Annotated in this window: 15 protein-coding genes; 9 read left to right on the plus strand and 6 right to left on the minus strand. The window is 65.7% G+C overall.

Annotation, left to right across the window (positions count from 1 at the left end):
• Positions 1–612: 612 nt before the first annotated feature.
• A complete protein-coding gene (gene asnS / locus MLE27_RS14770) occupies positions 613–1,989 on the minus strand; it encodes an asparagine--tRNA ligase (protein WP_243312862.1) in 1,377 nt (458 codons plus the stop codon).
• A gap of 113 nt (positions 1,990–2,102) precedes the next feature.
• On the opposite strand from asnS, the gene ftsY reads away from it, so the two are divergent.
• The 3 genes from ftsY to MLE27_RS14785 all read left to right on the plus strand — a co-directional run bounded on the left by ftsY (position 2,103) and on the right by MLE27_RS14785 (position 6,105).
• Positions 2,103–3,533 carry a signal recognition particle-docking protein FtsY gene (ftsY, locus tag MLE27_RS14775; RefSeq protein ID WP_341482541.1) on the plus strand — a complete coding sequence of 477 codons (1,431 nt, stop codon included), beginning with the start codon at positions 2,103–2,105 and terminating at the stop codon, positions 3,531–3,533.
• Positions 3,534–3,536: 3 nt separating this feature from the next.
• A complete protein-coding gene (locus tag MLE27_RS14780) occupies positions 3,537–4,103 on the plus strand; it encodes an HD domain-containing protein (protein WP_243312863.1) in 567 nt (188 codons plus the stop codon).
• 70 nt (positions 4,104–4,173) lie between these two features.
• Positions 4,174–6,105 (plus strand): RecQ family ATP-dependent DNA helicase, encoded by a 1,932-nt coding sequence (locus MLE27_RS14785; protein ID WP_243312864.1) that lies wholly within the window; start codon positions 4,174–4,176, stop codon positions 6,103–6,105.
• 9 nt (positions 6,106–6,114) lie between these two features.
• Here the strand turns inward: MLE27_RS14785 and MLE27_RS14790 are convergent, their stop codons facing one another.
• The 5 genes from MLE27_RS14790 to carB form a co-directional block, all read right to left on the minus strand.
• Positions 6,115–6,390: a type II toxin-antitoxin system RelE/ParE family toxin gene (locus MLE27_RS14790; protein WP_243312865.1), complete on the minus strand. Its 276-nt coding sequence runs from the start codon at positions 6,388–6,390 to the stop codon at positions 6,115–6,117.
• Between the two features lie 2 nt (positions 6,391–6,392).
• Positions 6,393–6,626 carry a CopG family ribbon-helix-helix protein gene (locus MLE27_RS14795; RefSeq protein ID WP_243312866.1) on the minus strand — a complete coding sequence of 78 codons (234 nt, stop codon included), beginning with the start codon at positions 6,624–6,626 and terminating at the stop codon, positions 6,393–6,395.
• 153 nt (positions 6,627–6,779) lie between these two features.
• Positions 6,780–7,115: a hypothetical protein gene (locus MLE27_RS14800; protein WP_243312867.1), complete on the minus strand. Its 336-nt coding sequence runs from the start codon at positions 7,113–7,115 to the stop codon at positions 6,780–6,782.
• A gap of 6 nt (positions 7,116–7,121) precedes the next feature.
• The gene (gene purF / locus MLE27_RS14805; RefSeq protein ID WP_243312868.1) at positions 7,122–8,534 is read right to left on the minus strand and encodes an amidophosphoribosyltransferase; all 1,413 of its coding nucleotides are present in this window, start codon (positions 8,532–8,534) and stop codon (positions 7,122–7,124) included.
• Between the two features lie 111 nt (positions 8,535–8,645).
• A complete protein-coding gene (gene carB, locus MLE27_RS14810; RefSeq protein WP_243312869.1) occupies positions 8,646–11,876 on the minus strand; it encodes a carbamoyl-phosphate synthase large subunit in 3,231 nt (1,076 codons plus the stop codon).
• Between the two features lie 205 nt (positions 11,877–12,081).
• Between carB and lspA the strand changes: the two genes are divergently transcribed.
• The 6 genes from lspA to MLE27_RS14840 are packed head-to-tail and all read left to right on the plus strand — an operon-like array spanning position 12,082 to position 15,411.
• A complete protein-coding gene (gene lspA / locus MLE27_RS14815) occupies positions 12,082–12,561 on the plus strand; it encodes a signal peptidase II (protein ID WP_243312870.1) in 480 nt (159 codons plus the stop codon).
• Positions 12,562–12,619: 58 nt separating this feature from the next.
• The gene (locus MLE27_RS14820; protein WP_243312871.1) at positions 12,620–12,841 is read left to right on the plus strand and encodes a PLDc N-terminal domain-containing protein; all 222 of its coding nucleotides are present in this window, start codon (positions 12,620–12,622) and stop codon (positions 12,839–12,841) included.
• Positions 12,838–13,680, plus strand: coding sequence for a tol-pal system protein YbgF (gene ybgF, locus MLE27_RS14825; RefSeq protein WP_243312872.1), 843 nt, complete (start codon positions 12,838–12,840; stop codon positions 13,678–13,680). The genes MLE27_RS14820 and ybgF overlap by 4 nt, the downstream gene beginning before the upstream one ends.
• Before the next feature lie 11 nt (positions 13,681–13,691).
• Positions 13,692–14,120, plus strand: a complete 429-nt coding sequence (locus tag MLE27_RS14830; RefSeq protein WP_243312873.1) for an NIL domain-containing protein — start codon at positions 13,692–13,694, stop codon at positions 14,118–14,120.
• Positions 14,121–14,142: 22 nt separating this feature from the next.
• Positions 14,143–14,670 (plus strand): PilZ domain-containing protein, encoded by a 528-nt coding sequence (locus MLE27_RS14835; protein WP_243312874.1) that lies wholly within the window; start codon positions 14,143–14,145, stop codon positions 14,668–14,670.
• Between the two features lie 6 nt (positions 14,671–14,676).
• On the plus strand, positions 14,677–15,411 hold the full coding sequence (locus MLE27_RS14840) for a protein phosphatase CheZ (protein WP_243312875.1): 735 nt from the start codon (positions 14,677–14,679) through the stop codon (positions 15,409–15,411).
• Positions 15,412–15,454: the final 43 nt, after the last annotated feature.

Genomic DNA, 15,454 nt, shown 5'->3' on the forward strand with positions numbered 1-15,454 from the left:
CGCGTTTTCAAGCGCGGGGAAGCGTATCTACGCCGCCCGGCCCGCGGTGTCAACGACTTATTTCGTCGACGCTCAATCTTCGTTTTTCAATCCCCGCCGAAGCACTCGGCTCCGTCGGGCGAGGCGGCAACCTATGGGCTTCCGTCCTCCGCGTCAACAACTTTCTGCGAAGTTTTCGACACGTTCCGCTCCGGCCAGGGCGTCTCCACCCTTCCCGCAGCGGGCCGAACTTCCTACCGAAGCCCGACTGCCGTGTCAACCGCCTTTCGCGTCTTGTTGTCAATTTTTCAAACCCGCCCCAGGTGGCCGTCAGGCCCTCCCGCAGCGGGAGAGGCTGTCTAGCCGGACCAGGGCCCCGCGTCAACAGCTTTTCCGCAACCTGCGGAACTTTTTTATGATTCGAGGCGGGGCAAGAGGCGCAAGACCTCTGCATCACTATGCTTCACGCCGCAGCGAATTTGCCCTTCCCCAGGGCGCACCCCAGGCTCCCCGGTGCGTCCTATTGAAGAAGGGTATCTGAGCCGCACATTGTAATATAGCACAGAAACGCAAGAGGGGAAGGCTTTCGCCCTCCCCCCTTTCAAGGAAACAGTCTCCCGGAATTGAAGCCGTTTAGAATTCCAAGTGCTTGTACGTCCTGGGGAAGGCGATGACGTCTCGGATGTTGGTCACACCCGTGACCAGCATGACCAGGCGCTCGAAGCCCAGGCCGAAACCGGCGTGGGGGGCCGTGCCGAAGCGGCGGGTGTCCAGGTACCAGCCGTAGCTCTCGCAGGAGAGGCCCAGCTCGTCGATGCGGGCCTGGAGCCTGTCCATGCGCTCCTCGCGGGCGCTGCCGCCGATGATCTCGCCGATGCGGGGCACCAGCACGTCCATGGCGCCCACGGTCTTGCCGTCGTCGTTCTGGCGCATGTAGAACGCCTTGATATCCTTGGGGTAGTCATAAACGATCACTGGCTTGCCGAAGTGCTCCTCGGCCAGATAGCGCTCGTGCTCGGTCTGGATGTCCTTGCCCCAGCCCACGGGATACTCGAAGGATTTCTTGGCCTTGGTGAGTATGTCGATGGCCTCGGTGTAGGAGATGCGTTCGAAGGGCTCGCCCACGAGCTTGTCCAGGCGCTCGGCCAGGCCGGTGTCCACCCACTTGGCGAACAACTCCAGGTCGGAGGGGCGGTTCTCCATGACCGCCTTGATGCAGTACTTGAGCAGGTCTTCGCCCAGGTCCATGTCGTCGGTCAGGTCGGCGAAGGCCATCTCGGGCTCCACCATCCAGAACTCGGCCGCGTGGCGGGCCGTGTCGGAGGGCTCGGCGCGGAATGTGGGGCCGAAGGTGTACACGTCGCCCAGGGCCAGGGCGAAAGGCTCGGCCGAGAGCTGGCCGGAGACCGTCAGGAAGGCCTCCTTGCCGAAGAAGTCGGCCTTGATTCCCTCGGGGCCGAGCATCTGGCCCGGGGTCAGGGTGGTGACGCGCAGCATCTCGCCCGCGCCCTCGCAGTCCGCCCCGGTGATAAGGGGCGAGTGCAGGTAGAAGAAGCCGCGCTCCTGGAAGTAGCGGTGCACGGCCAGGGCCAGCTCGGAGCGGATGCGGAAGAGCGCGCCGAACTTGTTGGTGCGGGGCCGCAGATGCGCTATGGTGCGCAGGAATTCGTCGGAGTGCCGCTTCTTCTGCAAGGGGAAGGTGTCCTGGTCGGAGGCGCCGATGAGCGCGACCGACGTGGCCTTGATCTCCCAGGCCTGGCCCTTGCCGGGGGAGGGAACGAGCTCGCCCTCCACGGCCACGGAGGCCCCGGTGCCCATCTCCTTCACGGAGTCGTACCCGGGGATGCCGGCGTCCACCACGGCCTGGATGTTGCCCAGGCAGGAGCCGTCGTTGATTTCCAGGAAGGAGAATTCCTTCGAATCGCGCCGGGTGCGCACCCAGCCCTTCACCAGCACACGGGGAGCGGGCCCTTCGGCCGCGAGCAGTTGAGCGATCTTGGTACGTTTCATCCCGACATTCTAATCCAATCGGGAGTATGCGGGCAAGAGGCGTCTGCGCCCTTGTCTGGGAAGGCCCGCTGGGTTAGGAGAGGTGCGCACAGTAAATCTTATAAGGATGGCTCATGGGTTTTTTCTCCAAGCTCAGCTCCTGGATCGGCCGCAAGAAGCCCGAAGAACAGACGCCCGAAGAGAAGGCTCCTGAAAGCAGGGAAGCCTCCGAAGCTCCCGCCGGGGAACAGGCCGCGCCAGCGCCAGAGCTGGGGCCGGAGCCGGAAAGCCCCGCGCCTGCCGGGGCTCCCGAACGGGAAGAACAGGCCGCATCCGCCGCCTGCCCCACGCCCGAGCCCGGCGCGGCTCCCGCCTGGCAGTCCGAACTGACCCTGACCTTGCGCCAGGCCGAGCCCAAGCTCTCGGTGTGGCTGGGCATCGTGCTCCAGGGCGTCGATCGCGGCGGCCCCGAACTCTGGGCGCGTCTGCGCTTCCTGTTCAACTGCCTCGAAGCCCCTGCGGCCGAGGCCGACGAGTTCATCGCCTCCTTCGAGAAGTGGCTCGCCAACATGGGCTACGAGGAGGTGGAGGAATTCCGCTCCGAGCTGCAGTACCGCCTGGCCCTTGCCCTGGACCTGGAGGACGAGGAGGACGAGCGCAGCCGCCTGTTCATCAAGCTCTCCGAAGGCCTGGCCAAGACCCGCGAACAGATCGCGGCGCGCATCGACGGGCTGCTCTCCTCCCACTCCAAGATGGACGACGACTTCTGGGACGAGCTGGAGGAGATCCTCATCATGGCCGACGTGGGCTTCGAGCCCGCGGCCAAGCTGCTCTCCCAGCTCAAGAACCGGGCCCGCAAGGCCGGCGTGACCGACCCCTCCGGCTTCAAGGACATCTTGCGCGAGGAGCTGGCCCAGATCTTCAAGGCCCCCAAGACCATCAAGGCCGTGAACCCGCCCGAGGTGGTGATGATGGTGGGCGTCAACGGCGTGGGCAAGACCACCTCCATCGCCAAGCTGGCCTACCGGGCGCAGATGCAGGGCCGCAAGGTGCTCATCGTGGCGGGCGACACCTTCCGAGCCGCCGCCATCGAGCAGCTGCAGATCTGGGCCGGGCGCGTGGGCGCGGGCTTCTTCTCCAAGGGCGAGGGCGCGGACCCGGCGGCCGTGGCCTTCGAGGCCATGGACCACTGCCTGGCCAACGGCTACGACCTCATGCTCCTGGACACCGCGGGCCGCCTGCACACCAAGATAAACCTCATGGAAGAGCTGAAGAAGATCGAGCGGGTGCTCGGCAAGAAGCACCCCGGGGCGCCCCACCGCACCATCCTGGTGGTGGACGCCACCACCGGCCAGAACGCCCTCTCCCAGACCAAGCTGTTCCACGAGGCCGTGGGCGTGGACGAGATCGTGCTCACCAAGCTCGACGGTACGGCCAAGGGCGGCGTGGTGGTGGGCATCGCCCTGGAGCACGCCATCCCCATCACCTTCGTGGGGCTGGGCGAAAAGATGGAGGACATGCGGCCCTTCTCCGGCGAGGACTTCGCCAAAGCCCTGCTGGTCTAGAACATGCTCGTAGACAACTCCAACCAGGCCGGTACGACCATGCGCACCCCCTCCAGGACGGAGGCCCTGGCCCTGCTCGAACAACATCAATCCAAGCCGGAGCGCATAGCCCACAGCGTCGCCGTGGCCGAGCTCGCCCTGGCCATCAGGGACAGGCTGGCCGAGCGCGGCCACGTGCTGGACCGGGGCCTCGTGGAGTCGGCCGCCCTGCTCCACGACATGTGCAAGGGCCAGCCCGACCATGACCGCGCCGCGGGCGAGTTGCTGCGCGGCCTGGGCTACCCCGAGGTGGCCGCCGTGGCCGAGGTGCACACCCGCCTGGCCGGGCGTACGCCCCAGGAGCCCGAACCCGTAAGCGCCGCCGAGGTGGTCTACATGGCGGACAAAAGCTACCGCCGCACCACCCGGGTGAGCGTGGAGGACCGCTACGCCATCTGGCTCAAGACCTGGGAGGGCAACGCGGAGAAGCTGGCCAGCCTGGAGAACGGGCAGAGGCGCGCCGAGACGGTGCGCGCGCGCATCGAGCGGGCCATGGGGCTGCCCCTGGATCAGGTGGGCCCGAAACCGTAAATTTTGACTTTACACAATCCGCTTGCACATGACATCCTCCGGCCATGATCCGCTGCCGGAGGCTCCCACTATGACCAGCGCCCCGCCCGAACGATCCGCCCGGGCCATGCTCGGCAGCGTGTTCGGCTTTCCGGGGTTCCGCCCCGGCCAGGCCGAGGCGGTGCAACGCCTGCTCGGCGGGCGCAGCGTGCTCGCCGTGTTCCCCACCGGCGCGGGCAAGAGCCTCTGCTATCAGCTGCCCGCGCTGTGCCTCTCGGGCGTGACGGTGGTCATCTCGCCGCTCATCGCCCTGATGAAGGACCAGCTCGACTTCCTCACCGCCAAGGGCATCGCGGCCGCCCGCTACGACTCCAGCCTGGACGCGGCCCAGGCCCGCGCCGTGCTGGACGACCTGCGCGGCGGCAGGCTCAAGCTCCTCTACATCTCGCCCGAACGGCTGGCCAACGAGCGTTTCCTGCAGCACCTGCGCGGGGTGAAGATCTCCCTGCTGGCGGTGGACGAGGCCCACTGCATCAGCGAATGGGGCCACAACTTCCGGCCCGACTACCTCAAGATCGCGGACCTGGTGCGGGATCTCGGCATCCCGAGGGTGCTGGCGCTCACGGCCACGGCGGACCAGGCCACCGCGCAGGACATCGCCCGCGCCTTCGCCATCGCCCCCGAGGACGTCGTGCGGACCGGCTTCCACCGCCCCAACCTGGAGCTGCGCGCCACGGCCGTCACGCCCGGCAGCCGCAGGCGCACCCTGCTCGACCGCCTGGCCTCGCGGCCGCGCGGCCCGGCCATCGTCTACGTCACCTTGCAGAAGACGGCCGAATCCGTGGCGGAGTATCTGAGCCGCAACGGCTTCCAGGCCAAGGCTTACCACGCGGGCATGGAGAACGAAGACCGCGACGCCGTGCAGGACGCCTTCATGGCCTCCGCCGACATGATCGTGGTGGCCACCATCGCCTTCGGCATGGGGGTGGACAAGGCCGACATCCGCGCCGTGTACCACTACAACCTGCCCAAGTGCGTGGAGAGCTACGCCCAGGAGATCGGCCGGGCCGGGCGGGACGGCGCACCTGCCGTGTGCGAACTGCTGGTCTGCCGCCAGGACACCGTGACCCTGGAGAACTTCGTGCTGGGCGACACCCCGGACGAGGGCTCCATCGCGGCCGCGCTGGACGAGATCCTCGGCGGGGAGGCGCAGCAGGACATCTCCGTCTACGATCTCTCCAACCGGCACGACATCCGGCCCCTGGTGGTGCGCACGCTGCTGACCTACCTGGAGTTGGCCGGGGTGCTGCGCTCCGTGGGGCACGTCTATTCCAGCTATCTGGTGGAGCCGCTCAAGCCCTCGGCGGAGTTCCTCCCCCTCTTCGACGCCCAGCGGCAGGAGTTTCTGCGCCGGGTGCTGGCCAAGCTGGTCAAGCGCCGGAAATATTTCGCCATCGACGTGGACGAGGCGGCGAAGGCCCTGGAGGAGCCCAGGGAGCGGGTGGTCAGCGCGCTGGAGTACCTGCACGCCCAGGGGCATGTCGCGCTCAAGACCAGCGGCGTGAAGCAGCGTTTCCGCGTGCTCGCGCCTGACAGGGACAGGGCGGCGCTGGCTGCGGAGCTGGCCCGGCGCTTCAACCAGCGGGAGACGAGGGATGTGGAGCGCGTGGGCAGGATGCTGGCCCTGGCCGCCACCTCGGGCTGCCTCACGCGGGAACTGGCCGGGCACTTCGGGGAGGAAATGGGAGACTGCGGGCACTGCGGCCCCTGCCTGGGCGACGCGCCCGCCCACCCCGCTCCGCTGAACGTGCGCCGCCCCAAAGGGCAGGCCATGGAGCGGGTCGCCGCCCTGATCCGGGAGCGGCTGTCGCAACTGGGCACGCCCCGGCGCATGGCCAAGTTCCTATGCGGGATATCCTCGCCCGCCACCATGCGGCTCAAGACCCATGAGGCGTTCGGGCTGTTCGAACGCGTGCCGTTCACCATGGTGCTGGAGCTGGCGCGCAGAGAGATTGAGGGATGAAGGCTGTCTTTACTCCGGCCACATCATGCGCGTGTGCAGGAGTCGCAGAATTTCCACCCGGCCCTTGGCGAGGCGGTACACGCAGACAAACGCCGTGCCCGGAATCACGAGTTCCCGCGTATCCTGGACCGCGCCTTCACGGCCAACACGGGGAAACTGGTCCAGTCCGGCGCAGGACACCTTGATTTTGATCGCCGTCCGCCGGGCGGCTTCGGGGTTGTCCTGGGCGATGTAAGCCAACTGGGCGCGTAAATCGTCCAGGGCATGAACGGTCCACATTGGCATGGCTAGGCCCCGAACTCCCTGAAGGCGGAATCGACCTCATCCTGGGGCGCGAAACGCCCCGCTTCCGCCGCTTCGACCCCCTCCCGCACCTTGGCGAGATACCACTCGTGGTAGGCGATGAAATCCTCGATGGCCTTGTTCAGGGCCCAGTTGCGGCTTCTGCCCATCTGCTTGGCCACTTCGTCCAACCTGGCCAATGTGGCGCTGTCCGTGCGCAACGTGCTGGCGACGCTCATGGCGGTGCCTCCCGGATGCATGATGCCACCATGGTATCGCTATGACATCAAGTTGACAACATCCGAACCGGGCTTCCAGTGCGCATCAACAAAAAACGCGGCCATAGCTTCCGCCGTGGCCGCGTCAATTCGCGAATATCCTCAACAATCCGTCTAGGTGAAGGCCTTCACCAGCTCCAGCGGGGTCTCCGCCGGCAGCTCGATGCGATTGTCCTTCAGGAAGGTTTCCGCCAGCTTCTGCATCCACTCCCTGCTCACGCGCAGTTCCTCGAAGCGCAGCACGGGTTTGCCGTCCTCGCGCTCCAGGCTGTAGCCCACCAGCTCCACGCGGATGGCCTCGGCCTCTCCCTTGGGGGTGCCTTCCAGAACCAGCACCTTGCCCTTCGAATCCAACTCCACGCGCAGCATGTCGCAATAATCCTTGAGCAGCGGTTTGAGTTTCACCGTGGCCGCCGCGGCGGCCACGCTGTCCATGATGGCCCTGAGCAACGCGGCCTACCAGGTCAGGGCGTTCTGCTCGTCCATGCAGAGCTTGCCGCCCTCGGCGCACGGCGGGATCACGTAATTCCCGTCGAAGCAGGCCAGGCAGTACTTGTGGTGCTCCCTGTCCGCGCCCACGGAGTCCAGCAGGCCGCCGATGGAGAGGTAGTGCAGGCTGTCCAGCCCGATGTAGCGGGCGATGTCCTCCACGGCGTGGTTGGCCGCGATGAGTTCGCCCTTGGAGGAGAAGTCGATGCCGTAGAAGCAGGGGAACTTGATGGGCGGGCAGCTCACGCGCATGTGGATCTCGCGCGCGCCCAGCTCCCTGAGCTTCTTCACGCGGGTGCGGATGGTGGTGCCGCGCACGATGGAGTCTTCCACGATGATGATGCGCTTGTTCTTGATGAGCGAGCGCACGGGGTTCAGCTTCACGCGCACGGAGAAGTCACGCATGGACTGCGAGGGCTGGATGAAGGTGCGCCCCACGTAGTGGTTGCGCACCATGGCCACCTCGAAGGGCAGGCCGGACTGCTGGGCGTAGCCCACCGCCGCGTAGACGCCCGAATCGGGGAAGGGCATCACGTAGTCGGCGTCCACCGGGGCCTCCTGGGCCAGGGTCTTGCCCATCTGCTTGCGGCAGGAGTAGACCACCTCGCCGAAGACCACGGAGTCGGGCCTGGCGAAGTAGACCAGCTCGAAGATGCAGCGCTTGGCGGGCTTGGGCTCGCCGATGCGGAAGGTGCGCAGGCAGTTGCCCTGCACCACCAGCATCTCGCCCGCCTCCACGGTGCGCAGGTATTCGGCCTCGATGAGGTCGAAGGCGCAGGTCTCGGAGGAGATCACGTAGGCGTCGTCCAGGCGGCCCAGGCACAACGGGCGGATGCCGTGGGGGTCGCGCACGGCGATGAGCTTGTCGTTGGCCAGGATCAGCAGGGAGTAGGAGCCCTTCACGCGCTGGCAGGCCTTGATGACGGCGTCCTCGATGGTGCCGCCGTTGAGGTGCTTGGCGATGAGGTGCACGAAGATTTCGGAGTCCATGGTGGTCTGGAAGATGGAGCCGGAGGCCTCCAGTTCCGCGCGCAACTCCAGGGTGTTCACCAGGTTGCCGTTGTGGGCGATGGCCAGGCGCCAGTCCCCGAAGCGCACCAGGAAGGGCTGCGCGTTGCGCAGCAGCGAGGCCCCGGTGGTGGAGTAGCGGATGTGGCCCACGGCGATGTTGCCCTTGAGCTCCTTGCCGAGGTGGCGCTCGTTGAACACGTCGGCCACCAGGCCCATGCCCTTCTGCTCGCGGATCTGCTCGCCGTCCCAGGTGACGATGCCGGCCGACTCCTGCCCCCTGTGCTGGAGGGCGTAGAGGCCGAAATAGGTCATGCGAGCGGCCTCGGGGTGGCCGTAGATGCCGAACAGTCCGCAATACTCTTTCTTCATGTGCTTGCTACCTGCCGTAAGCTGAAAGTGAGGAGATAATGCTCCTTCCTTCCGAGTCAACTAAAAAGCCCCGGCCGTCCTTGCGGGCGGCCGGGGCGCTTGCTTGCGCTACTAGGCGTAGTGTTCCTGAAGGCTCTTCACGCCGAGGCCGTGTCCCTTCATTTCCTTGATGGCCTGGGCCATGGCCCGCGCGCCCGCCACCGTGGTGGTGTACGGCACGCCGTACATCAGGGTGGTCTGGCGCAGCTGGGAGGAGTCCTGCACGGTCTTCTTGCCGGAGACGGTGTTGATCATCAGCTGGATCTGCCCGTTGATAACGTGGTCGGCGGCGTTGGGCCTGCCCTCGTAGACCTTGAGCACCTTCTCGGCCTTGACCCCGCTGGCGCTCAGGTGGGCGGCGGTGCCGCCGGTGGCCACGATCTTGAAACCAAGCTCCTCGAAGAGCTTGGCCACGGGAACCACGGCGTCCTTGTCGGCGTCGTTGACGGAGATGAACACCGTGCCCTCCATGGGCAGGCGCTGGCCGGCGGCGAGCTGGCTCTTCATGAAGGCCAGGCCGAAGCTGGCGTCCACGCCCATGACTTCGCCGGTGGAGCGCATCTCGGGCCCGAGCAGCACGTCCACGCCGGGGAAGCGGTTGAACGGGAACACCGACTCCTTCACGGAGATGTGCCCGGTCTTGCGCTTGTTCCAGGGGTCGAGATCCTTGAGGGTCTGGCCCATCATCACCTTGGTGGCCAGGTTGGCCAGGGGCACGCCCGTGGCCTTGGACACGAAGGGCGAGGTGCGCGAGGCCCGGGGGTTGACCTCCAGGATGAAGATCACGCCGTCCTTGATGGCGAACTGGATGTTCATCAGGCCCACCACGTTCAGCTCCACGGCCAGGGCCTCGGTCTGGCGCTCGATCTCCTTGACGAGGGCCGGGTCGAGGGTGTGCGGGGGCAGCACGCAGGCCGAGTCGCCGGAGTGGATGCCCGCCTCCTCGATGTGCTCCATGATGCCGGCCACGTAGGTGTCCGTGCCGTCGCAGAGGGCGTCCACGTCCACCTCGACCGCGTTCTCCAGGAACTTGTCGATGAGGATGGGATGCTCCGGGGAGACCTGCACCGTGCGCTTGAAGTAGCTGGCCAGGGCCTCCTCGTCGTAGACCACCTCCATGGCCCGGCCGCCCAGCACGTAGGAGGGGCGGACCACCACGGGGTAGGTGATCTCCTTGGCGATGTCGCGGGCCTGCTCGAAGGAGAAGGCCGTGCCGTTGGGCGGCTGCTTGAGGCCCAGCTTGCGCAGCAGGGCCTGGAAGCGCTCGCGGTCCTCCGCGCGGTCGATGGAGTCGGGCGAGGTGCCCAGGATGGGCACGCCCGCGCGCATGAGCGGCACGGCCAGGTTCAGCGGGGTCTGTCCGCCGAACTGCACGATGACGCCCTCGGGCTTTTCGGTCTCGATGATGTTCAGCACGTCCTCGAAGGTCAGGGGCTCGAAGTAGAGCTTGTCCGAGGTGTCGTAGTCCGTGGACACGGTCTCCGGGTTGGAGTTGACCATGATGGACTCGATGCCGAGCTCCTTCAAAGCGTAGGAGGCGTGCACGCAGCAGTAGTCGAACTCGATGCCCTGGCCGATGCGGTTGGGGCCGCCGCCGAGGATCACCACCTTGCGCTTCTCGGAAGGAGCGGTCTCCTTGCCGGACTCGTAGGTGGAGTAGAAGTACGGGGTGTAGGCCTCGAACTCGGCGGCGCAGGTGTCCACCAGGTAGTAGGTGGGCTGCACTTCGAGCTTCTGGCGGATGGAGCGGATGTCGAGCTCCTCCTTCTTCCAGAGCGCGGCGAGTTGCCGGTCGGAGAAGCCGAACTGCTTGGCCTTGCGCATCACCGGGGCCAGCTTGGGGTTGGAGGCGCTGACGGACTCCTCAAGCGCGAAGGAGTGCAGCTCGGCCTCCACGTCCACGATCTCGCGGATCTGGCGCAGGAACCAGGGGTCGATCCAGGTGGCGTCGTGGATCTCCTCGTCGGTCATGCCGCAGAGCATGGCGGAGCGCACGTCGAAGAGCCTGCGGGAGTTGGGCTTGCGCAGCGAGGCCAGGATGGCTTCCTTGTCCCAGTTGCAGCGGTCGAACTCCTTGGAGAGGCCGGGCATGCCCACTTCCAGGGAGCGCATGCCCTTCTGGAGCGACTCCTTGAAGTTGCGGCCGATGCTCATGGCCTCGCCCACGCTCTTCATGGCAGTGGTGAGGTAGTCCTCGGCGCCGGGGAACTTCTCGAAGGTGAACCGCGGGATCTTCGTGACCACGTAGTCGATGGTGGGCTCGAAGGAGGCCATGGTCTCCCTGGTGATGTCATTGGGGATCTCGTCCAGGGTGTAGCCCACGGCCAGCTTGGCCGCGATCTTGGCGATGGGGAAGCCCGTGGCCTTGGAGGCCAGCGCCGAGGAGCGCGACACGCGGGGGTTCATCTCGATGATGACCATCTCGCCGTCGGCCGGGTTCACGGCGAACTGCACGTTGGAGCCGCCGGTCTCGACGCCGATCTCGCGCATGATGGCCAGGGCCGCGTCGCGCATCTTCTGGTATTCGTCGTCGGTGAGCGTCTGGGCCGGGGCCACGGTGATGGAGTCGCCGGTGTGCACGCCCATGGCGTCGATGTTCTCGATGGAGCAGATGATGACGCAGTTGTCGGCCACGTCGCGCATCACCTCCAGTTCGAACTCCTTCCAGCCGAGCACGGACTGCTCCAGCATGATCTCTGACTTCATGGAAAGGGCCAGGCCCCGGGCTGAGATGGCCTCCAGGTCTTCCATGTTGTAGGCCACGCCGCCGCCGGACCCGCCCATGGTGAAGGCGGGCCGGATGATGATCGGGAAGGGGATCTGGCGGCCCCAGTGGCGCACGTCGTCCATGGTGCGGGCGATGCCGCTCTTTGGAGTCTTGAGGCCGATCTTGTCCATGGCCTCGCGGAACTCCTGGCGGCTCTCGGCCTTCTTGATCACGGCCAGGTTGGCGCCGATGAGCTCCACGCCGAACGTGTCCAGCACGCCGGATTCGGCCAGGGCCACGGCGGTGTTCAGGCCGGTCTGGCCGCCCAGGGTGGGCAGCAGGGCGTCGGGGCGCTCCCGCTCGATGATCTTGGCCACGATCTCGGGGTCGATGGGCTCCACGTATGTCCGGTCGGCCAGGCCGGGGTCGGTCATGATCGTGGCGGGGTTGGAGTTGACGAGGATGACCTCGTAGCCCTCCTCCTTCAAAGCCTTGGCGGCCTGGGAACCGGAATAGTCGAATTCGCAGGCCTGGCCGATGACGATGGGGCCGGAGCCGATGATCAGAATTTTCTTAAGGTCCGTGCGTTTGGGCATGACTTGGGAAGGGTTGTTGAGGTTGGGTGGGCGCGCGAGGCCCGGACACTGCGCGATTTTGTAAAATCGTGGGCTTCGCCTCGCGGGTGGATGTACGCAAATAGCCGCCCCCCGGCAAGATGTTTGAGGCCCCGCCCGGCGATTGACTTCCCGGCCAGCTAGCATATTGGGATGCGCAGCCGCTTACGAACCACAAGGAAGCCACGTGAAGCCACACTACCTGCTCGCCGCGAGCCTCGCCGCCGTAGTCACCCTGCTGGACCAGGCCTCGAAATACCTGGTGCAGAAGCACATCACCCTTTTCACCGGGCGCGAGGTCATCCCCGGGTTCTTCAATCTGGTGCACACGCTCAACAAGGGTGCGGCGTTCGGCTTCCTCAATGACACGGGCGGCAACTGGCAGACATATTTCTTCCTGGGGGCCTCGGCCCTGGCCGTGGTCATCATCGCCAACCTGCTCACCAAGGCCCACCCCAAGGACACCCTCTTCGTGACCGCGCTGGGCCTGATCCTCGGCGGGGCGCTCGGCAACATGGTGGACCGCATCCGCGCGGGCGAGGTGACCGACTTCCTCGATTTCTACATCGGCTCCTACCACTGGCCGGCCTTCAACGTGGCCGACATAGCCATCACGCTCGGTTCACTGTTCCTTATATTCTCACTCTACGAACGCAAGAGGCCCTGAAGCCAAACCCCTCGCGGCCTTGCCAAACCGGCCGCCTGGATATAGCAAGGACGCACCTATGAGCCTGACAACACTCGTCGGGGGGTTCCCCATCTGGTTCTACGTCGCGCTGGCCCTGCCGCTGGTGCTCAACTTCTGGGCGATCACCCACGCCTTCTATCGCGAGTTCCCCACAATACAGGAAAAGATGGTCTGGCTGTGCCTGGTGGTCTTCGTGCCCGTGGTCGGAGCCGTCATCTACCTCTTCGTGGGCAAGAAAAGAGGAAAGTCAATCAAATGAGCCGTAAGCATATCGCCGCCCTGGCCGCCCTGCTCATGCTCTCGGGATGCGCCGGAAGCTCCGACGCCCCGGTGAAGGGCAAACCCGTGGACCCCAACGCCCAGGCCCAGGCCAACGCCCTGGCCGAGGTGGACGGCCTGCGCTCCCGCGTGCAGCAGCTCTCCGCCCAGGTGGAGGAATTGAACCTCCAGGTGCGCTCCCTGACCTCCGGCGACGGCGGAGGCGGAGGCGCGAACTCCCTGCCGGAGCTCTCCAGGCGCATCCAGAAGCTGGAGGGCAACCTGAAGCAGGTGGCCTCCCAGCTCGGCGTGGAGATCGACGGCCAGGTGCCCGCCGCGCAGCAGGCCCCCGCGACCGACCAGGGCCAGCCCGCCATGCAGCAGGCCGCACCGCAGCAGCCCCAGGCCCAGGCGCAGGCTCCGGTCCAGGGCAAGGCCCCGGGCAAGCCCACCGACGTGCCCGCCGCCACCAACACGGACCCGGCCGAGGCCATCTACGCCAAGGGCATGCAGGCCTTCCAGGCCAAGGAGTACGACAAGGCCGCCTCCATGTGGGGCGACGTGGCCAAGAACTACCCCAAGCACACCCTGGCCCCCAACGCCTACTTCTGGATGGGCGAGGCCTACTTCCAAAAGGGCGACATGCCCCAGGCCGTGCTCAACTACCAGGAAGTCATCGAGAAGTTCCCCAAGAGCAACAAGGCGCCCGCGGCCATGCTCAAGCAGGGCATGGCCTTTCAGAAGCTGAACAAGAAAGAGGCCGCCAAGATGATCTTCCAGGACCTGGTCAAGAAATTCCCCGACTCGGCTGAAGCCCGCCGGGCCAAGAGCCTCATCTAAGGTACCCAGCAATGAACGAGATCAGAAAGATCGTGCACCTGAGCTTCTCCCCGGAGACCTCCGGCAAGCCCGTGGTGTGCAACATCATCAAGCTCTACGACCTCTGCTTCAACATCCTCAAGGCGCACATCACGCCCCGCGAGGTCGGCGAGATGATCCTGGAGATCAACGGCCTGGAGAAGGCCGTGAGCGACGCCATGGACTACCTCAAGGAGCACGGCGTCAAGATCACGCCCGTGGGCCAGAAGATCCGCAAGGACGAGGCCTCCTGCATGCACTGCGGCGTGTGCACCGCGCTGTGCCGCCCCCGCGCCCTCTCCGTGGACAGGGCCACCTGGAAGGTCACCTTCGACCCCGAGAAGTGCGTGGCCTGCGGCCTGTGCGTGAAGGTCTGCCCGGTGAAGGCCATGGAGACCCAGTTGGAGAACGGCACCATCTAGCGCGCGTTCCCGGGAGTCCGGCATGGATGAAGACAAACGCACGTTCCTGCGCATCCCCACCAACCTGCGCGGCAGGATCAGGCTGCTCGCCTCCGACAAGGAGCTCCAGCTCTTCCGCGAGGCCCCCATCACCAGCACCTCGGTCTCCGTGATGGAGCTCAAGAGCGCGGGGGTGAACGAGGCCCTGGTGAACGCCCTGGCCGGCATCGACCGCAAGCTGGACATGCTCATCTCCGTGCACAGCCAGGACAACCTCCTGGACGACTTCCCCTACCCGGTGCGGATCGGCGAGATTTCCGGCGCCGGGGTCAAACTGACCAGCTCCCTGCCGCTGGAAGTGGGCCAGATGATCGAATGCGTCATCACCCTGACCCAGGTGCCGATCCGCATGGCCGGGATCATCGGGCAGGTTGTCCGCAACGAGGATGTTGGCGGCGAGCCCGGTTGGGCCGTGGACTTCACCCGCGTTCGCGACCGCGACCTGGAGTCCATCGTTCAATTCGTGTTCCAAACCCAGCGCGACGAGCTGCGCGTCAAGATGTGGGAGTAGCCAGGCATGGTTCAGAGCGAGGCGGCGATCGAAAACATCATGGACAAGCTCATGGACGAGATGGTGGACAACCTCAAGGCGTCCATCACCCAGGCCGTTGAGACCGAGCTGTCCAAGACACTCACCCGCTCGCTTTTGCAGAGCGAGTTCTACAAGCGCCTGAGCGACAACATGCGCACGGGGCTTCAGTCCATCTACAAGGAGCTGTCCAGCGCCCGGCAGGACGAAGGCGGCGCCGAGATCACCAAGGAGAAGAAGCGCGCGGACCAACTCTTCAGCGAAGCCGCCGACCAGTTGGACAAGATCCTGGCCACCACCGAGCAGGCCACCGGCGAGATCATGGACGTGGTGGAGAAGCACCTGGAGATGCAGGCCGAGTCCAACAAGATCCTGCACAGCCTGAAGTCCGGCGGCGTCACCAAGGAGCAGTTGGCCGAGCTGCGCTCCATGAGCGACGCCCTCAACGAGGACCTCATGAGCATCATGACCACCCTCTCCTTCCAGGATCTCACCGGCCAGCGCATCAAGCGCATCATCGGGGCCATCAAGAACGTTGAGGCCATCGTGCTGGACCTCTACCTCTCCACGGGCTTCAAGCTGAAGGCCCACGAGGAGGCCCCCGAAAAAGACATCGACCTCATCGAGGCCGAGGCCGACCGCAAGGTCAGCGAGCTCAAGGGGCCACAGATGGACTCCAGCCAGGCCTCCGTGGACGATCTGCTGGCTTCGCTCGGGATGTAGGCGTATTTCAGGCGGCAAAACGCGGAAGGGGGCCAATCGGCCC

The sequence above is a fragment of the Fundidesulfovibrio agrisoli genome (genome assembly GCF_022808715.1).
GTDB classification, from domain to species: Bacteria; Desulfobacterota; Desulfovibrionia; order Desulfovibrionales; family Desulfovibrionaceae; genus Fundidesulfovibrio; species Fundidesulfovibrio agrisoli.